Raw genomic sequence first — 19,498 nt, forward strand, 5'->3', positions numbered from 1 at the left:
GCAGGAGCGAGGCGCTATGTTTCGTGTGCTGCAATTGCGGAGCCGCCCCAGGGCTCATAGGTTAAGACCTGCTCACGCTACGATCGCGCCACCACTGAACAGGGAGATCGGCTCATGACGCTTCCAACTCTTTACTTCTCGCGGCCTGCCACTGTGCTGCCGGACACGGCCATGGACAATGACGAGGTCCTTGCCCTGGTTCGCAAGGAATTCTCAGGTCCCGCGGAGGAGTGGATCGGAGTCGAGCAAACCATTCGTTACGTCTTCGATCGCTGCAACACCAAGACGCGCTACCTGGATCAGAGCACCACCCTGATGCCGGCGGAGTTTGCAACACAGGCCGCACAGGCATGTCTGGAAGGCACCGGCGTCTCGGCCACCGATCTCGATCTCGTGGTGTACGGAGGCATCGCGCGCGGCAACTTCGAGCCCGCGACGGCTGCCGAGGTCGCGGGCCTGCTCGGTGCCCGACCTCTGCACGCCGTCGACGTCACCTGCGCATGTGCCGGTCTGATCGAAGCGATGCACACCGTCGCCGGATATTTCGCATTGCACCCGGAGATGAAGACGGCGCTCGTCTGCGCGGGTGAGCTGACTCGTGACCGCATCGCCTACGACATGGGGTCGTTGCAGGACGTCGCAGTGTTCGCAGCCGGGTTGACGCTCGGCAATGCCGCTGCGGCAATGGTGGTGTCACGGGAACCTCTGCCCGGTGGAAGTGCACGGCTGGAAGGCATCTTCCACAAGACCCTGTGTGAGCACTACGACTTGTGCAAGACCCCGATCGACGGCCACTTCACCTCGAAGTCGAAGGAACTCTTCGCCTTGTCGGTCCACGTGCCGCCCGCGATTCGCGAGATGCTCGGTGAGCTCGGCTGGTCCTCGGAGGAGATCGACCACTACGCGTTGCATCAGCCGAGCGAGGCGGTGCTCGAACGTGTGTTCACCGAGCTCGGCGCGCGGCCGCAGGCCTGTGTGCACACTCATTCGTTGTTCGGCAACACCGCGAGCACGGCGTGGGCCCTTGCTCTGGAGTACCGCCTCGAGCACGGCACCGTCGAGCCGGGCGACAAGATCGTGATGGCAAGCGCCGCAGCAGGATTCACCATTGTGGGTGCTGCGGCCGTGTGGGAGGGCTGATGGACCGGTACCTGCGCGTCTACCGAGTCATCAACAAGACGTTCGGGTTGTGGCTGCGGCCACTCGGGACCTTTTTCATCCTCCAGGTGCGAGGCGGGATCTCCGCGGCCACCATGGGCTTGGACCGCCTGGTGTTTCCCCGCTACAAGGACGAGCCGCTCGACCGGCCGATCTTCATCATCGGCAATCCGCGCAGCGGCACCACCTTCCTGCACCGCTTCCTGCTGAGCAACGGTGGCCTGTCGGCGTTCGAGCTGTGGGAGATGCTGTTTCCCGCGATCACCGCGCGCAAGCTGCTGGGTCGGATCGTGCCCAAGCTGGACCGGCTCTCGCCGGCGCGGTATCACCCGTCAGATGTGCACGACACCAGCCTCCGCGGCATCGAGACCGACGATCCGGCATGGTTTTTCCACACCCTCGACGGCCCGTTCGCCTGGGCCTATTTCCTGGCGTGGCAGGACACCTGGGGCAGTGATCTGTCCCGGCGCAGCTTCGGGATCGACGGCGCGGCACCTCAGGAGAGGGAGCGCTTCTTCCGTTACTACGAGGAGCTCTGGCGAAGGAACCTCTACTACAAGAATGATCAGCGAATCCTCGCCAAGACGAGCATGCTGACGTTTCGCCTCGACGAGCTTCTCGAGCGTTATCCGGACGCCAAGCTCATCTACATCGTCCGTGACCCGGTCGAGGTCATCCCCTCCGGGATGTCACTCATCGCGAGTGTGCTGGAGAACGGTTACGACGCATTCAACCGGACCGCGCCCGAAGACCAGCAGCGTTGGGTGGAGAACCTCTACCAGGCGTCGTGCGCCATGCTGAAGGTCTTCCACGACGCCTACACCTCCGGCGAGATCCCCGAGAAGAACCTCTGTGTGGTGCGCTATCCCGATCTGATCCAGAACCTGGAGCCGACGATCGAGCGCATCTGTGAGTTCGCCGAGATCGAACCCACGGCGTCATTCCTGGCCGAGGTGCGCGCGCAGGCGGAAAAGCAACGCTCGTACAAGAGCAAACATCAGCATGCACCGGACCGGTTCGGGCTGAGTGCCGAGCGCATCCAGAACGACCTGTCCTACGTGTACGACACCTTCGACCTGCCTCGGAAGGTCGGCTGAGCGGCGGAGGATCAGGCGGCGGTCACCCGTCGTTCAGCAAAATAGAGAAAGTTTTCTGGCTAACGCTGGAAACGGGCTGTGGAAGCGGTCCGCGATTGTATAGTTTCGGTCACAAGTCGCTGGTAGTCCCTGGGGAGAGTAATGAACGCTGGTTGTTACGTCGGTCGAATCGGGGGCCTGGCGGTCGCCCTTGGTGTGGGTGCTGCGGTTGTGGCGGGAGGCCAGGGGGTCGCCTACGCGGATTCCACGGGATCGACATCGGGCGGATCCGCCTCCGACACGTCCGGCGCGACGGCGGGCGGCGGGGCCGCCGGTAGCGAGACGAGCAAGGACACCACCAAAGAGACGTCCAAGGAGTCGAAAGAGTCCAAGGACGCCAAGGACACCAAGGACACCAAGGACACCGACGACAGCGACGCCGGCAAGGGATTCGGCAAGAAGGACCGCAAGAACGTCTGGGCCGATCTGTTCAAGGGACCGAAGCCCAAGCCCGGCACCGAGACCGACTCGTCCGACACCCCGACCGTGCCCTCGGACGACGCAGCCGAGGCCCCCGGTGACGACGACTCCGTCAAGACGCCGCCCAAGAAGCGTTGGTCCTGGAAGCCGGCCGATGCCGGTGCGTCGTCCGGTGACGACACCGAGAGCTCCACGGTCACTGCACCCGACGACGTCGCGCCGACGAAGACCACCAAGGAAACCAAGGGCCTGAAGGGTCTGTTGTCGGCCATCACCGTGGACGCCCCCGAGGCGGCGACGACCCCCAAGACGCTGATCAACGTCTCGACGGCCAAGACCGCCACTGTCGCATCGAACGCTGTTGTGACGGACACCGAAGAGGCGTCCACGACGACGGTCTCGCAGGGCCCGCTCGTGACACTCTTCAAGAAGTTCCTCGACGCGTTCACCGGCAATGCGCCCGCCGCGCCCAACGCCAATTCGCCGTTCGCCTGGTTGGCCGCTGCGGTGTCGCGCCGCGAACTCGAGTCGCAGGCGCAGCAGGACGATCCGACGATGGTGTGGAACGGCCTCAAGGTCGTCCCGGTGGGGGAGCCCACGATCACGTCGTTCTACGGCAAGTACACGATGGTGCCGGCGTTCCCTGGCGTTCTGCAGGGCAAGCAGGACTTCGACCTCGTGGACGCTGACGGGAACACGGTCGGGACCATTCACGGTCTGGTCGCGATCAACAACGACATCGGTTCGGGCAACCGGTCGCTGCAGATCGTCGTCCTCGACGTCACGAACAAGGCCGACGGCACGAACATCGGTGTCAAGAACGGCGACATCCCGCCGGTCGGTTCGATCTTCGCTGTCGTCACCAACGGCCGCGGCGGCACGCAGTACTCGGCGCTCGCCCAAGACGGCAAGGACGTGGTGACCTATAAGTACATCACCCGCTTCGGGTCGTTCCGGATGAACCCCGATCCGTTCCGGATCAATTACAGCGGAGCCGATTTCCTCACCGACTACGAGGGAATCAACCGGCCGATCCACACCCAGGACGGGTACTACATCAAGCCGGTCACAAATGACACGTTGAACTTCACCGGGTTCGTCGGTTACGAACCGCTGTTCAACGCGATCCAGGGCACGCAGAAGTTCGGCGTCTACGAAGAAGGCACGAATAAGCTGGTCGGCACGTTCGACGGCGTCGCGACCGTGACGTCGGACTTCTGGGGCACCACCAGTGAGGCGATCATCGTCACCTCCACGGACGGGGCTTCCGGCGTCAACGCCGGCGACATCCCGCCGGTCGGGACCGTGTACAACATCATCTACTGGAAAGACGAGTTCTCCTACGCGCTGTACTACTCAAAGCCTCAGCCGGGCAAGGACATCACCAAGACGCTGCTGATCTCGCAGACTCGCAAGGGCCAGGTCGTCGACGAGCTGCCGCTGAGCTTCAACGCCTCGGAGGAGCCGACCCGCAGCTCGTACACGGTTGGTGACTACACCTTCAAGCCCACGTCGGACATCACCTACACCGGGGTCAACGGCCTGCCGCCGCGCGAGGTCATCGTCCAGGGCTACCAGCAGTTCGACGTGTACGACTCCAAGGGAGTCAAGATCGGTAGCGTCGACGCCGATGTGAGCACGCAGTGGGACATCTCCCGCGGCTACTCGAAGGCGATCCTGGTGACCGACGTGAACAGCTCGGTCAACGGGGTCGGCACGAACAAGGGCGAGGTGCCGCCGGTCGGCTCGATCTTCAACATGAAGTACATGGGCAACTCCCCGTTCGGCGAGGGGTACTACTCGATGCCGGATCCGAACGGCGACAAGACGCGCTACGAACTGCGCACCCTGTTCGGGACGATCCCGCTGCCCAACATCTACAACGCGTCGAAGGGGTTGGCGGACTACGACTTCTACACGCCCTACGGCAAGGACAGCGCGCAGAGCAACCTGCTGAGCTTCGCAGGTGCGCAGTCCGGCGGCCTGCTCGGCGCCAACCAGGATCTGTGCGTGCTCGACGCGTCGGCCTGCCAGGTCGCCTGATCTCGTCACAACAGCGGTGCGTCGCCTGACTTCAGGCGGCGCACCGCTGCTTTGTGTGGGAACCGTTGCGTCAGTTCAGCTTTCGGCGGTTGCCTGCTCGCGGGCCCAGCGGTAGTCAGCCTTGCCGGCCGGGCTCCGCTCGATGACCGGCCGGAACACCACGGCCTTGGGCAGCTTGTAGCGGGCGAGCACGGTGCTCGCATGGTCGATCAGCTCCTGGGCTGTGGCCTCGACACCGTCTGCGAGCGCGACGACGGCGACCACTTCCTGCCCCCACCGGTCGCTGGGTCTGCTCGCGACCACGACGTCGGCGACGGCAGGGTGCGACGCGACGGCGGTCTCCACCTCCTCGGCGAAGATCTTCTCCCCGCCGGAGTTGATGGTCACCGAATCCCGGCCCAGCAGTTCGATCACGCCGTCGGCGAGGTGACGGGCACGGTCACCCGGAACGGAGTAGCGGATGCCATCGATGACCGGGAAGGTGGCTGCCGTCTTCGTCGCGTCGCCCTTGTAGCCGAGGGGGACGTAGCCGCGCTGCGCGAGCCACCCGATGCCGTCGTGGCCCGGCTGCAGGATCGTGCCGAGATCCTCTGCGACGACGTACGTGTCGGGGCCGGCCGTGAAGGTGCCCGTCGACACCGCACCCGGTGCCGACATGTGAGTCATCTGCGCTCCGGTCTCCGACGAGCCCACGCTGTCGACCACCATCAGGTTCGGCTTGGTGTCGATCAGTCGCTGCTTGGCGGTCGGAGTCAGCCGGGCGCCACCGCTGGCCACGACGGCCAACGAGGAGAGATCGGCGTCCGTGCGTTCGAACGCGTCGGCCAGCGGGCGTGCCATTGCGTCGCCGACCACGGTCACGGTCAGCACCTTCTCGCGTTCGATCGTGCGCACCACGTCGTCGACGTCGAGGTGGTCGGTGACCGCCGAGAACACCACGGTCTGGCCCATCGTCATCGAGGTCATGACGGCCCATTGGGCGGCGCCGTGCATCAAGGGCGGCAACACGAGCAGCTTCGTGCCGGGCGACTCGGCGCATCGCGAGGCCAGATCGGCGTAGCTGGTGGCCACCTCGCCGGTGTAGAGGCTGCGCCCGCCGAACGATGCCATGAAGATGTCGTGCGATCGCCACAGCACACCTTTGGGCATGCCGGTGGTGCCGCCGGTGTAGAGCACGTAGAGGTCGTCGGGTGAGGGTTCGACCGGTGGCGGATCGGCCGGCCCGTCGGCCACGATTGACTCGTAATCCACAGCGCCGGGCAGCAATTCGTGACCGGAGTCATCGGCGATCTGAATCAGCACCCGCACCGACGGCAGGTCGGGGAGAACCTCGGCCAGGCGCGGCGCGAACGCGGCGTGATAGAGCATCGCCGTGGCGCCCGCGTCGGCCAGCAGATACTGCAGCTCACTCTTGACGTAGCGGTAGTTGACGTTGAACGGCGCGACCCGGGCGCGCCAGGCGCCCAGCATGCCCTCGACGTATTCAGCCCCGTTGTGCGCGTAGATGCCCAGCAGATCCTGACCGACGTCGTGGCCGGGCAGCGCTGATCTCTCGGTGTGGCACCCCAGGCCCTGATCGTGGAGGTAGCGCGCCAGTCGATTCGATCGTTCGACGATCTGCGCGTAGGTGAACCGCCGATCGCCGGCCACGATGAACTCGCGGTCGCCGATCGCCGCGGCGATCGCGTCGATGGCGCCGGGGACGGTGAAGTGCGTCGGCTCTGACATGGTGTGGACTCTAGACCGCGCTGTCAACCGAGTGAACACATGTCGGAAAGTTGTATGGTCTTGCCATGAGTGAGCGCGTGCTCGACGAGCTGGGCTACTACCTGTTGGCCGGTGCCGGCGGCGATGGCCCGGCCGGCCTGCTCGACGAAGCCCGGCAGGGGGAGGCGCTCGGGTTCGGCACCGCGTTCATCTCCGAGCGGTGGAACGTCAAGGAGGCCGCGTCGTTGACGGGCGCTGCGCTGGCGGTGACCGAACGCATGCAGATCGCGACGGCGGCAACCAACCACAACACCCGCCATCCGTTGATCACCGGTTCGTGGGCGACGACGATGCACCGACTCTCGGGAGGCAGGTTCACCCTCGGCATCGGCCGCGGAATCGCCGCCATCTACCAGGGTTTCGGGGTACCGGCGGTGACCACGGCCCAGATGGAGGATTTCGCGCAGGTGATGCGCACGCTGTGGCGCGGCGGGGCCATCGTCGGGCACGACGGGCCCATCGGTCAGTACCCGGTGCTCTACCTCGACGGTGACTTCGACGAGGACATCCGGCTGGCGATCGTCGCGTTCGGCCCGCAGACGCTGGCATTGGGCGGCCGCCAGTTCGACGACGTCATCCTGCACACCTACTTCACCCCGGAGACACTGCAGCGAGCGGTCCGGATCGTCAAAGGCGCTGCCGAGCAGGCCGGGCGGGACCCCGACGCGGTGCGGGTCTGGTCGTGTCTGGCCACCGTCGGCGACCATCTCCCCGAGGAGCTGCGGCTGAAGAAGACGGTGGCTCGGCTGGCCACCTACCTTCAGGGTTACGGCGATCTGCTGGTCCGCACCAACGGATGGGATCCGGCCGTGCTGCAACGCTTTCGGGATGATGCCGTGGTGCAGTCGGTGGCCGGCGGAATCGACCACAAAGCGACCGCGGGGCAGATCGAGCACATCGCCACGCTCATTCCCGACGAATGGCTCGAGGCGGCGGCGACGGGTTCGGCGCCACAGTGTGCGGCCCGGGTGCGGGCAGAGTTCGACCACGGTGCCGACGCGGTGATCATGCACGGGGCGACACCCGATGAATTGGCGCCGATCGTCGCGGCCTATCGCACCGCGGAGTCCTGACGGTTCAGCAGCAGCGCGCGCCGGGGTTGGCGTCGGCCGCGGCGTGCCGGTGCCGCCAGTACTCGCGTTCCGACATCACCGCTTCGCCGGCGTGCTGCCGGGCACGGTGCTCCACATAGCGTTCGTAGTGGTTGTCACCCATCAATGACTGCCAGTACCAGCTGATCTGGTGGAGTGCCCGGCGTGTTCCTTCGGTAAGGCGTCCCATTGCTTCTGCACCTCCTTCTCGGCGGCGGTGGGGAACATGCCCGAGGGTGCGAACATCCGCGACGGTACCGGCTCGTCCTCGGTCAGCGGCGCACCGTGTCCGCGGATCGCGCGCAGCGCGACGACCGCCCCGGCGACGAACACGATGATCACCAACGCCGCGAAGATGATCGACAGCGTGCCCTGGATGAAGGTGTTGCGGATGACGGCGTCCAACTGGTCGGCGTTCTTGGCGGCACCGAACGACGTCTCGCCGGCCTCTTTGGCGTTGCGATACGAGAAGTGCTGGGTCCAGTAGCCCACCTTCGGATCGCCGGAGAAGATCTTCTGCCAGGACGCCGTCATGGTCACGATGAGGTCCCACAGCAGCGGAACACCGGGAATCCAGGCCCATTTCAGCAATCCGCGCTTGATGACGACCACGGTCACGACCGTCAGCGCGATCGCGGCCAGCAGCTGGTTGGCGATGCCGAACAGTGGGAACAGCGTGTTGATGCCACCGAGGGGATCGGTGACGCCCATCAGCAGGATGCTGCCCCAGGCGGCGACGACGATCACGCTGCACAGCCAGGCGCCCACCCGCCAACTCGGGTTGCGGAACTTCTTCAGTGGCCCACCGAGATTGCCCAGTCCGTCGGAGAGCATGAAGCGCGCCACCCGGGTGCCGGCATCAACGGTGGTCAGGATGAACAGGGCCTCGAACATGATCGCGAAGTGGTACCAGAACGCTTTGAGCCCCGTTCCACCGAAGACCTGGTGCAGCACCTCGGACATCCCGAACGCCAGCGTCGGTGCGCCGCCGGTGCGGGACACGATCGTCTCCTCGCCGACGCTGCGCGCCGCATCGGAGATCTCCTGGGCGCTGATCGGGGCGCCAGAGAGGCCGAGCCCATTGACGTAGTCGGCGGCGCTCTGCGCGGTGGTGCCCGTGGATGCCGACGGGGCGTTCATCGCGAAGTACAGGTGCTGGTTGAGGATCGCGGCGGTGATCAGCGCCATGATCGCGACGAACGACTCGGTCAACATGCCGCCGTAGCCGATCAGCCGCATCTGGCTTTCCTTCTCCAACAGCTTGGGCGTGGTGCCCGAGGAGATCAGCGAATGGAAACCCGACAGTGCGCCGCAGGCGATCGTGATGAACAGGAACGGGAACAGCGAGCCGGCGAACACCGGGCCCGAGCCGCTGGCGGCGAACGACGAGATCGCCGGGGCCTCCATCACCGGCCGGGCGAGCAGGATGCCGACGGCCAGCAGCGCGATGGTGCCGACCTTCATGAACGTCGACAGGTAGTCGCGAGGCGCGAGCAGCAGCCAGACCGGCAGAACCGACGCGGCCAACCCGTAGATGATGATGCACCACGACAGGGCCACCTTCGACAGCGTGAACCACTCGACGCCCCAGGACGTTTCGGCCACCCAGCCGCCCGATACGACAGCCAACAGCAGCAGCGCCACGCCGATCAGCGACACCTCAGAGACCCGGCCGGGGCGCAGGAAGCGCAGATACAGACCCATGAATATCGCGATCGGGATCGTCATGGCGATCGAGAACACGCCCCACGGGCTCTCGGCCAGTGCGCCCACCACCACGAGTGCCAGCACGGCCAGCAGAATCACCATGATCACCAGCACGCCCACGATCGCGGCGATGCCGCCGACCACGCCGAGTTCATCGCGGGCCATCTGGCCCAGGGACCGGCCGCGGCGGCGCACCGATATCGAGAGCACCAGGTAGTCCTGCACGCAGCCGGCGACGACGGCGCCGATGATGATCCAGATCGCGCCGGGCAGATAACCCATCTGCGTGGCCAGCACGGGCCCGACGAGCGGGCCCGCCCCCGCGATCGCGGCGAAGTGATGACCGTAGAGCACCCGCCGGTCGGTGGGCAGGTAGTCGGTGCCGTTTTCGAAAACCTCAGCAGGCGAAGCGATCTCGTCGCGCGGCTGTACCAGCTTCATCTCGATCAGGCGCGCATAGAACCGGTAGCCGATGACGTAGGTGCAGACCGCCGCGACGACGAACCAGACCGCGTTCACCGTTTCGCCACGGAAGAAGGCGATCATCGCCCACGCCAGCGCACCGAGCACTGCCACCACCGCGAAGATGATCTTGTGCTTGGTGGTGATCGGTGAGCGATCGATGATCGCGACCGGGGGTAGATCCTTGTCGGTGCGGACGTAGGTGATGTCCCCGTCGGATTCTTCGATGCGGTCCCATGGTGCGGCGGTCGGTGTGGCCATAAGCCTGCCAATCCCTCCCTCGTCGGCGCGGCGCAATGCTGGACCTGTCGATGGTCGCACCGGACGATCCCGGCTCGCGGCCGAACCCCGGTTTAACTCTCGTCGACGTCGACGTCGACTTCCGGGTCAGTCGGCGCGTTCGTGGAACGCCCGCACGGCGGCGACGGTGTCGGCCTCGTCGGCTGTCTTGTCGTCGCGGTAGCGCAGGACTCGTGCGAACCGCAGGGCCATCCCGGCGGGGTAGCGGGTCGAGGTCTGGATTCCGTCGAACGCGATCTCGACGACCTGCTCCGGGCGCAGCCTGACCACGTATCCGTCCGTCGATCCGTCGGCCAGCGACAGGAATCTCTCGGTCTGCCAGGCCAGCATCTCGTCGGTCATCCCCTTGAACGTCTTGCCGAGCATCTTCAGCTCGCCCGTCGTCTCGTCGCGGGCACCGAGGTGGATGTTCGACAGCTTGCCGGTGCGCCGGCCGGATCCCCATTCGACCGCCAGCACCACCAGATCGAGGGTGTGCACCGGTTTGATCTTCAGCCAGCCGGCACCGCGGCGTCCGGCTTCGTAGGCGGCCTCGACGGACTTCGCCATCACGCCCTCGTGACCTGCCGCCAGCGTGGTGTCCAGGAAGTGTTGTGCCTCGCCGGGATCGGAGGTGACCAGCCGATCGACCCGCTGTTCGGGTGGCACGAGGGCACCCATGACCGCGATGCGCTCGTGTGCCGGACGGTCCAGAAGATCGGTTCCGTCGGCGCGCAGCAGATCGAAGTAGAACACCGACAGCTGCTGCTCGCTCGGGCCGGTGGTGCCCCGACGCCCGAACCGCGAGGCGGTGACCTGAAATCGGTGCGGGCGCCCGTCGGGTCTGAGCGCGATGGCCTCCGCGTCGGCGATGAGGTCGGTCACCGGCAGCGCCAGCACCGCGTCGACCACCTCGGGCAGCCGCGATGTCACGTCGTCGAGGCTGCGGGTGTAGATCGACACCTCATCACCGTTCCGGTGGATCTGCACGCGGGCGCCGTCGAGCTTGGCCTCGAAGACCGCGGTGCCGCCGAGGCGCGAGAGCGCGTCCGCCACGTCGGTCGCGGTCTGCGCCAGCATCGGGCCGACCGGCGTGCCGACCCGCAGCGTGAACTGCTCGAGCGCCGCCTGACCATCCGAGAGCGCCGCAGCCGCCACCGACGGCAGATCGCCGCTGAGCATCGCGGCCCGCCGGACGGCTGTAGCCGGCACCCCGGAGGCGGCGGCGACCGCGTCTGCCATCACCCCGATCAGCGCGCCCTGGCGCAGTTCCCCGCCGAGCAGCCGGCGCAGAAAGGCCTGCTCGACGTCGGTGGCCGCGGCGAACAATCCGTTGAGCAGTTCCGCGCGACGCGCCTGTGACCCCTTGCCCGCCGTCACCCCGATCTCTGTGAAGGTCGCCTCCACCTCGCCGACCGTGAGCGCCGGCGCCGCGGCGGGTCCGGGTAGGGCGCGCAGCGCAGCCCATCCGACACCGATCTGCCGCTGGGTGAGCTCACCGGACAACCACGACACCACCACGGAGACCGTCTCGGAGTCATCGGCCCGGCTCAGCAGCTCGCTGATCCGCGCGCGTTTGGCCAACCGCGACGACGAGGCCGCGACATCCGCGGAGGCCTGCGCGACATCTGTCAAGAGCACGCACACACCCTGACACGGGGGTCCGACAGCGGGCTCACCTCACGTTGAACGTGATGGAATGCCATCCTGTGGCGCCGTCGGGCACCGGGTCGGCACGGTCCGGCGTTTGGGTGTAGCCGCTGTTGTCGGTGGCGCGCACGGTGATGGTGTGGAAGCCCGGTGTGGCCTGCCAGTCGAAGCTCCACAACCGCCAGGTGTCGTTGGAATACGCGGCACCGAGCGTGGCCTGCTGCCACTCGCCGTCGTCCATCTTGACCTCCACGGCGCGCACACCGCGTTTCTGCGCCCACGCCACCCCGCCGAACCGGTTGGGCCCTGCCGTGACGTCCTGGCCAGCCCTCGGGATGTCGATGCGCGACTCGGTCTTGATCGGTCCGCGCGCCGCCCAGCCCAATTTGGTCCAGTACGCCTCAGCCCGGTCGAACCGGGTGAGTTCGAGGTCGGTCACCCATTTCGTCGCAGACACATACCCGTAGAGGCCCGGAACGACGAGGCGCGCCGGATAGCCGTGCTCGATCGGCAGCGGCTGACCGTTCATGCCGACCGCCAGCAGTGCATCGTCGGCAGTCAGCGCCTCGACCGGGGTGCCAGCCGTCCACCCGTCCACCGACGTCGACAACACCATGTCGGCGTCGGGGCGCACACCGGCCTCGGCGAGCAGGTCGGCCACGCGATAGCCGGTCCACACCGCGTTCGAGATCAGTTCCCCGCCCACGGGATTCGACACGCAGGTCAGCGTCACCACCCGTTCGACCACCTCGAAGCGTTCCAGATCGGCGAAGTCGACGGTGACCTCGCGGTCGACCATGCCGTGGATTCGCAGTTTCCACGCCTCACGGCTCACCTGCGGCACCGTCAATGCGGTGTCGATCCGGTAGAACTCGTCGTTCGCGGTGACGAACGACGGCAGCGCCACCTCGGGGGGCTGCACGTCGGCGGGGATCGGGGCCGCGGACTTGGTGATGCGGGGGAGTGCGAACGCGTTGCGGTCGCCGGACACCGACGACGTCAGACGGGTGATCACCACGCCCGCCACACCGCTGGCCGCGCCCGCGACGAGCAGCCCCAGCGTGATCAGCGAGCGCCGCCTCCCGCGGTCGGTTCTGTCCTGGGTGTCGTCCTGGGCGTCGGGACCGTCTCCATCACCATCACCGGTGAACCGGCGGGAGGTCAGGAACCGCAGCACCGCGACACCGCAGGCGGCACCCACCAGCGTGGGCACGACGTCGACGACGCCGGCGCCCGGTCGCGACAGCACCGCCGCACACCCGAGCGCGCCCGCCGCGACGATCATCGCGCTGCCCCACGGCCGTCGCGGCGTCTCCACGATGCCCGCGATGATCGCCAGTGCCGCGACGACGACCAGCACCGCGACTGTCAGGAAGAGCTTGTCCGCGGTGCCGAACGTCTGGATTGCCCACTCCTTGAGCGGGCCGGGGGTCCGCTCGATGACCGACGAGCCGACGGCGGTGCGGACGTCGGCCTGCGGGCCGAACGCGGCGCCGACGAGCTGCGCCACCCCGACCGCCACCGCAGCGGCAGCGACGCCGCGGGCAGCCTTGTCGCCTTGAGTGGTCATGGCGCCCAACCTACCGGCGGCGTGCGTCAGCAACCCTTACCGAATGGTGTCGTCGACACCGATGCCGGGGGCCGCACGTCGCACTAGGGTTCCTGGTGTGGCCACCATCGCCGATCACGTCATCGAAGCTCTGCACGCCAGCGGCGTCCGGCGGGTCTATGGCCTGCCCGGGGACAGCCTGAACGGATTCACCGACGCGCTACGCCGGTCCGGCGAAATCACTTGGGAGCACGTACGACACGAGGAGACCGCGGCGTTCGCCGCAGCCGCCGACGCAGCGATCACCGGCGGGTTGGCGGTGTGCGCGGGCAGCTGCGGACCCGGAAACCTCCACCTCATCAACGGTCTCTTCGACGCCCAGCGCAGCCGTGTGCCGGTTTTGGCGATCGCCGCGCACATCCCGAGGACGGAGATCGGCTCGGAGTACTTCCAGGAGACGCACCCGCAGGAGCTGTTCGGGGACTGCAGTGTCTACTGCGAGTTGGTCAGCACACCCGACATGCTGCCCCGCATCCTGTACATGGCGATGCGGACTGCGGTCGAGGAATCGGGTGTCGCGGTCGTCGTCGTGCCCGGGGAGATCTTCCTGCAGAAGGCCGACCCGACGGCGTGGCAGTCCCGGCCTGTGCGCGCGACGACGTCGGTGGTGCGGCCCGACGACGCATCACTGCGCCAGGCGGCCGAGCTCCTCAACGCGGCGCAGGCGGTCACGATCCTGGGGGGCGCCGGCGTCGAGGGCGCGCACGCCGAACTGGTGGCACTGGCCGATCTGCTGAAAGCGCCTGTCGTCCACGCGCTGCGCGGCAAGGAGTTCATCGAGTACGACAACCCGTTCGACGTGGGGATGACGGGGCTGCTCGGCTTCGCGTCGGGATACAAGGCCATCAAGGAATGCGACACCCTGCTGATGCTGGGCACCGACTTTCCCTACCAGCAGTTCTATCCCGACCACGCTCGGGTGATCCAGGTCGACATCCGCGGCCGGAACCTCGGGCGCCGCACTCCTGTCGACCTACCCCTGGTGGGCACGGTCAAGGACACGGTGTCCGCGCTGATGCCGCTGCTGCGGCCGAAGAGCGACACCGCGCACCTGGAGCGCTCGCTGCGGCACTATCGCAAGACGCGCGCGACGCTGGACAAACTGGCGGGCAACGACCGCGATCGCACCCCGATCCTACCGGAATACCTTGCTGCCGAGGTGAATCGGATTGCCGCCTCCGACGCGGTGTTCACCGTGGACGTCGGATCGCCGGTGGTGTGGGCCGCACGCTACCTGCAGATGAACGGCAGCCGCCGGCTGATCGGATCGTTCAACCACGGCACGATGGCGTGCGCGCTGCCGTTGGCGATCGGCGCGCAGACCGCGCAGCCCGGTCGCCAGGTGGTGGCCTTGGCCGGCGACGGAGGACTGACCATGTTGTTCGGCGATCTGATCACGCTGGTGCAGAACCGGTTGCCGGTCAAGCTCGTGGTGTTCAACAACTCGTCGCTGAACTTCGTCGAACTCGAGATGAAGGCCGCGGGCATCGTCAACTACGGCACCGAACTGGCGAATCCGAACTTCGCAGCGGTCGCCGAATCCATGGGAATCCTGGGCCGTCGCGTCGAGCACCCGGCGCAGCTGGAGCAGGCCCTCACCGACGCATTCGCGGTGGACGGTCCTGCTGTCGTCGACGTGGTCACTGCACGCCAGGAACTGTCGATCCCGCCTGCGATCACCGCCGAACAGGCGAAGGGCTTCTCGCTGTACGCGATCCGGACCATTCTCGCCGGCCGGTCCGACGAATTGCTCGATCTCGTCACCACCAACGTCGCGCGCCGCATCCTGGATTGACCTGACACCATGCCAGTCGAGGTGACACTGTCTGCGTCCGACATCGATGCGCTGCAGACCTGGATTCGTACGATCGGGCTCGGGTCCACCGTCGACGACGTCGCGCCACTGACCGGCGGTTCCCAGAACATCGTCGTGGCGCTGAGCGTCGACGGACGGCCGATGGTGCTGCGCCGCCCGCCCGAGCATCCGCGGCCGACAAGTGACGACACCATGCGGCGCGAGATCGCGGTGCTTCGCACACTGGCCGGATCAAAGGTCCCGCACCCCGAATTGATCGCAGGCTGCGACGATCTCGATGTTCTCGGGGTGGTGTTCTACCTGATGGAATGCATCGACGGCTTCAATCCCGGCACCGACGTCGACGACGCCTACGTGCGCGATGCGCGCATGCGTCACGACGTCGGCCTGTCCTATGTCGCGAGTCTGGCCCAGCTCGGGCAGGTGCCGTGGCAGGGGAGCGCGCTGGGCGAGCTCAAGCGTCCGGGTTCTTTTGTCGCCCGGCAGGTTCCGCAGTTCATGCGGCTGCTCGAAAGCTATCGGCACGACAACTATGCGCCGGAGTCCTTTCCCTCGGTGACCGGGCTCGCCGAGTGGCTGGCGGCCAACCTCCCGCCGGAAGCGGAACCCGGTGTGATGCACGGCGACTGCCACCTCAACAACGTGTTGCTGCGCCGCGACGTGCCCGAATTGGCCGCGTTCATCGACTGGGAGATGTGCACCATCGGTGACCCGCTGCTCGATCTGGGATGGCTGCTGGTGTGCTGGCCGGACGGGCCGAACCCGATCCAGGCCGGTGCGGCGCTGGCCGACCTCGGCGGACTGGCGAGTCGCGAAGAACTGCTGATCGCCTATCGCGAGGCCGGGGGCCGGTCCACCGACAACCTCGACTGGTATGTCGCGATGGCGTGTTTCAAGCTGGGCATCGTCATCGAGGGCACGTGGTCGCGGTATCTGGCCGGCCGGGCCAGTGCCGAAGCCGGGGAGCGTCTGCACACCTCCGCGGAGAACCTGATCCGACTGGGGACCCGAGTCACGCAGGGCGACAACGTGTTTTTGTGACGAGTCGGGGGTCAGTACGCGTCGATGCCGAGCTTCACCGCGAGGGCGAGGCCGGCCGCGCCGATGATCGCTCGCATCGGTCCCTGGGGTGCATGACGGACGACGACCGGGCCCAGCCGGGAGCCGACGAGGCAGCCGAGTCCCAATGCGGCGACCGCCGGCCAGTGCACGGGTGCGACGCAGGCGAAGATCACCGCGGCGCTGAGGTTGGCCGCACCGAGGACGACGTTCTTGGTGGCATTGGCGTGCGCCAAACTCTCTGCGCTGGAACGCAACAGGAACGCGAGGAGCAGGACTCCCGCCGCTGCGCCGAAATAGCCTCCGTAGACGCAGATTCCGGCGACGGCAACAGCCTCGACGATTCTGCGGGAGGCTAGGCGCCGCGTTCCGTCGCCCGGCTGCGGGGGAGGTGGCACGGGGGCCAGGATCGCCAGCGAGGCGACACCGAGCAGCAGCGGCACCACCTTCTCGAATCCCTCTGCCGGCGTGGACAGCAGCAGCACCGCACCCACCACGCCACCCAGGACCGCGACAGGCAACAGCCGCACCACCCGTTGGCGCTGCCCGGACAGTTCGGGCCGTGATCCCAAGATGGACCCGACGCCGTTGAACACCAAGGCGACCGTGTTGGTGACGTTCGCAGCCACCGGCGGCAGACCCGTGACCAGAAGGGCCGGATATGTGGCCACCGAGGCCAAACCGGCGATGCTCCCGGTGAGCCCGCCGAGGACTCCGGCCGCAACGAGGAGGAACATCTGCGACCACGACATGGGGCCTGACACTGGGCCCATTGTGCCCGAACCGCGACGCTCCGGCGATCGCGCCGTCGCTGTGAGCAAATGGCATCGTGATAATTTCGCGGGTAATCGACTTAGCTGTCGCGCAACGGTGTGTTTACTGTTGGCGGGAGCGGTGTCGGCGATTGCAACGTCGAAAACGTGTTAATACGTTGTGACAGAGGTTTTTCGATTCGACCGGCAAACATCAGCCGCATCGGGGATAGCCGGTCTGTAATTTCGCGGTGCGCATTTCGCCGGCGTTGCGGCGGCATCCGACACGGCAAACCGCGGCGCGAAATTGCTTGCTGTCCCGCAGTCCTGGAGACTACTATCGCCGACGTGCCAGGGCGACTCGTAGTAGCAACCCGCAGCGGGGTCTGATCCAGACCGACCCCCCGCTGTGGGTCGTTGCTCTTTCGTCGGTCGCTCTCCTCGAGCCCAAGGCCGGCACACCATGAACTCTTCTATCGCCACCGCGACACCGTCGCACTCGTCCTTCGCGGCCCGGGTGACCGGTCGCGTCCCGGCGCCGTTGCGCGCGAGCGCAGACAGCAGCACGTACGACGAATTCGTCGCCGAGTTCGCGCCGACCACCGGCCCGCTGCGACTCGGCCAGTGGGCGTGCGCCCAGACGGACCGCCCGTCGACCCGGTGGGGGCCGCAGGCACAGACCTACCGGGCCACTCTGGCGCTCGGGGATCGCATCCGGACCGCGGAGGTCTCGGCCTGCGGTCCCGTCGCCGCCCTCACCGCGATGCTCTACGAGTGGGGCATCGCGGTGGAGATGACAGCATTCCACCAGCGCACGTCGGGAGCGGACATCGCGACATTCATCCAGGGCGCCAACGGCACTCGGGTGGAGTGGTCCCTCGGCCTGGCGTCCGACCCGGTGCAGTCGGCGCTGCGTGCGGTGGTCGCGTGCGCCAACCGCCTCCTGGCCTGACGGCTCGGGTCAACGCAGCGGGCGCAGGACGATGGGCATGCCGTCGAGCGGCACGGGCATGCCGCCGTAGTCGTAACGGGGGGTGTAGCCGGCCTTCGGGAGCTCGAGGCGGTACCGGGTGAGGAGGCGGTGCATCACGGTCTTGATCTCCAGCTGCCCGAACACCATGCCGATGCACTTGTGTGCGCCACCGCCGAACGGTGCGAATGCGTAACGATGCCGCTTGTGCTCGTTGCGCGGCTCGGAGAATCGCTCGGGATCGAACTTCTCCGGATCGGTCCACAGCTCAGGCAGTCGATGGTTGATCGACGGCCAGGTCACCACTGCGGTGTCGGCGGGGATGAAGAAGCCGAGCAGTTCCGTGTCACGGACGGTCTGGCGGAAGTTGAACGGCAGCGGCGTCATCATCCGCAGCGATTCGTTGACCACCAGGTCGTAGGTCTCGAGCTTCTCCAGCGACTCGATGTCGAGCGGCCCGTCGCCGATGCGCTGAGACTCCTCGCGCAACCGGTCCTGCCATTCGGGATTGGCGGCCAGGTGGTAGGCCATCGTGGTCATCGTCGAGGTGGACGTGTCGTGGGCCGCCATCATCAGGAAGATCATGTGGCTGACGATCTGATCGTCGGTGAAGGTGCCGCCGTCTTCGTCCCGCGAATGGCACAGCACGCTGAACATGTCGGTGCTCTCCGAGCGGCGCTTCTCGGCGATCCGGCTCTTGAAGTACCGCTCCAGCGTGTCCCGCGCCTTGATGCCGCGCCACCAGGACAGCGGCGGCACGGGCTTGCGCACGATGGCATTGCCCGCCCGTGTGGTGGTGGTGAACGCCTGATTGATCGTCGTGACCAGTTCCCGGTCCGTGCCCGCGGGATGACCCATGAACACCTCGGAGGCGATGTCGAGCGTCAGTTCCTTGATCGCGGGATAGAACAGGAAGCGCGGATCGTCTGACACCCAGTCGTTCGCCAGCACGCGGGTGGCCACCGAGTCGACGTGAGGGACGTATCCGGAGAGCCGGGTGCGGGTGAACGCCTCCTGCATGATGCGGCGGTGGAACAGGTGCTCGTCGAAATCGAGCAGCATCAGCCCGCCGTCGAAGAACGGCCCGATGATCGGGTCCCAGGCGCGCTGGGAGAAGTCCTTGTTGCGGTTGGTGAACACGGCCTGGGTGGCGTCAGGGCCCAGCGCCATCACCGCGGACAGGGCAGGCGATTGCGAGTAGAAGATGGGGCCGTGTTTGCGGTACTGCTCGAGGATGTAATCCGGGCCGCCGCGGAACGTCTCGATCAAGTGCCCCAGGATCGGCAGCCCGGAGTCACCGGTGATGGGCTTCAGGTCGCTGCCTGCCGGCGGTTGGGCGAACACGAACCGGTCCCATTCCGTGTTCTTCAGGCGCTTCTCGACCGCGCCCATTCCGGGGATGGTCACGGGGGTCGGCTTCAGACGTCGTTTGGCCTGGTCGACCCAGTAATCCTTAGCGCTGATCGTCGGCATCTTGACACTCCTGAGTGAAGGCGACTGTGGGCGATGTCACTGACGCTCATCCTGGCCGACGTTCTTGACGGCTGTCAAGTTTCGTGGAGTTTGTGTCCTACGCATT

At 66.7% G+C, this 19,498-nt stretch carries 14 protein-coding genes; 7 read left to right on the top strand and 7 right to left on the bottom strand.

The genetic code is table 11. The annotated features are described in order from the left end of the window. Positions 1 to 114 precede the first annotated feature (114 nt). The 3 genes from ACZ50N_RS08550 to ACZ50N_RS08560 all read left to right on the top strand — a co-directional run bounded on the left by ACZ50N_RS08550 (position 115) and on the right by ACZ50N_RS08560 (position 4,757). Positions 115 to 1,140, top strand: coding sequence for a 3-oxoacyl-ACP synthase III family protein (locus ACZ50N_RS08550; RefSeq protein ID WP_464475156.1), 1,026 nt, complete (start codon positions 115 to 117; stop codon positions 1,138 to 1,140). Further along, positions 1,140 to 2,255, top strand: coding sequence for a sulfotransferase family protein (locus ACZ50N_RS08555; RefSeq protein WP_464475157.1), 1,116 nt, complete (start codon positions 1,140 to 1,142; stop codon positions 2,253 to 2,255). The genes ACZ50N_RS08550 and ACZ50N_RS08555 overlap by 1 nt, the downstream gene beginning before the upstream one ends. 210 nt (positions 2,256 to 2,465) lie before the next feature. After that, positions 2,466 to 4,757, top strand: coding sequence for a hypothetical protein (locus tag ACZ50N_RS08560; RefSeq protein ID WP_464475158.1), 2,292 nt, complete (start codon positions 2,466 to 2,468; stop codon positions 4,755 to 4,757). A gap of 75 nt (positions 4,758 to 4,832) precedes the next feature. Here the strand turns inward: ACZ50N_RS08560 and ACZ50N_RS08565 are convergent, their stop codons facing one another. After that, a complete protein-coding gene (locus ACZ50N_RS08565) occupies positions 4,833 to 6,485 on the bottom strand; it encodes a medium-chain acyl-CoA ligase Mig (RefSeq protein ID WP_464475159.1) in 1,653 nt (550 codons plus the stop codon). Positions 6,486 to 6,550: 65 nt separating this feature from the next. Between ACZ50N_RS08565 and ACZ50N_RS08570 the strand changes: the two genes are divergently transcribed. Next, positions 6,551 to 7,597, top strand: coding sequence for a TIGR03857 family LLM class F420-dependent oxidoreductase (locus ACZ50N_RS08570; protein ID WP_464468483.1), 1,047 nt, complete (start codon positions 6,551 to 6,553; stop codon positions 7,595 to 7,597). Positions 7,598 to 7,601: 4 nt separating this feature from the next. Here the strand turns inward: ACZ50N_RS08570 and ACZ50N_RS08575 are convergent, their stop codons facing one another. From ACZ50N_RS08575 to ACZ50N_RS08590, 4 genes are all read right to left on the bottom strand, one after another. Beyond that, entirely contained in the window at positions 7,602 to 7,739 is a 138-nt protein-coding gene (locus ACZ50N_RS08575; RefSeq protein WP_413783410.1) for a CstA-like transporter-associated (seleno)protein, read from the bottom strand. Then, positions 7,739 to 10,045 carry a carbon starvation CstA family protein gene (locus tag ACZ50N_RS08580; protein WP_464475160.1) on the bottom strand — a complete coding sequence of 769 codons (2,307 nt, stop codon included), beginning with the start codon at positions 10,043 to 10,045 and terminating at the stop codon, positions 7,739 to 7,741. The genes ACZ50N_RS08575 and ACZ50N_RS08580 overlap by 1 nt, the downstream gene beginning before the upstream one ends. A gap of 126 nt (positions 10,046 to 10,171) precedes the next feature. Next, on the bottom strand, positions 10,172 to 11,704 hold the full coding sequence (locus ACZ50N_RS08585) for an ATP-dependent DNA ligase (RefSeq protein ID WP_464475161.1): 1,533 nt from the start codon (positions 11,702 to 11,704) through the stop codon (positions 10,172 to 10,174). Positions 11,705 to 11,738: 34 nt separating this feature from the next. After that, the gene (locus ACZ50N_RS08590; RefSeq protein ID WP_464475162.1) at positions 11,739 to 13,283 is read right to left on the bottom strand and encodes a molybdopterin-dependent oxidoreductase; all 1,545 of its coding nucleotides are present in this window, start codon (positions 13,281 to 13,283) and stop codon (positions 11,739 to 11,741) included. Between the two features lie 97 nt (positions 13,284 to 13,380). Between ACZ50N_RS08590 and poxB the strand changes: the two genes are divergently transcribed. Together poxB and ACZ50N_RS08600 are read left to right on the top strand one after the other, a co-directional pair. Then, complete coding sequence (poxB, locus tag ACZ50N_RS08595; RefSeq protein WP_464475163.1) at positions 13,381 to 15,117, top strand: ubiquinone-dependent pyruvate dehydrogenase; 1,737 nt, start codon at positions 13,381 to 13,383, stop codon at positions 15,115 to 15,117. A 9-nt stretch (positions 15,118 to 15,126) separates the two neighbouring features. Continuing rightward, complete coding sequence (locus tag ACZ50N_RS08600; RefSeq protein ID WP_464475164.1) at positions 15,127 to 16,179, top strand: phosphotransferase family protein; 1,053 nt, start codon at positions 15,127 to 15,129, stop codon at positions 16,177 to 16,179. 11 nt (positions 16,180 to 16,190) lie between these two features. Here the strand turns inward: ACZ50N_RS08600 and ACZ50N_RS08605 are convergent, their stop codons facing one another. Beyond that, entirely contained in the window at positions 16,191 to 16,970 is a 780-nt protein-coding gene (locus ACZ50N_RS08605; protein ID WP_464475165.1) for a sulfite exporter TauE/SafE family protein, read from the bottom strand. 442 nt (positions 16,971 to 17,412) lie between these two features. Here ACZ50N_RS08605 and ACZ50N_RS08610 point away from each other — a divergent pair, with 442 nt between their 5' ends. Continuing rightward, positions 17,413 to 17,901 (top strand): 2-isopropylmalate synthase, encoded by a 489-nt coding sequence (locus tag ACZ50N_RS08610; protein WP_464475166.1) that lies wholly within the window; start codon positions 17,413 to 17,415, stop codon positions 17,899 to 17,901. A gap of 9 nt (positions 17,902 to 17,910) precedes the next feature. Here the strand turns inward: ACZ50N_RS08610 and ACZ50N_RS08615 are convergent, their stop codons facing one another. Then, complete coding sequence (locus ACZ50N_RS08615) at positions 17,911 to 19,392, bottom strand: cytochrome P450 (RefSeq protein WP_464475167.1); 1,482 nt, start codon at positions 19,390 to 19,392, stop codon at positions 17,911 to 17,913. Positions 19,393 to 19,498: the final 106 nt, after the last annotated feature.

The organism is Mycolicibacterium obuense (assembly GCF_055397605.1).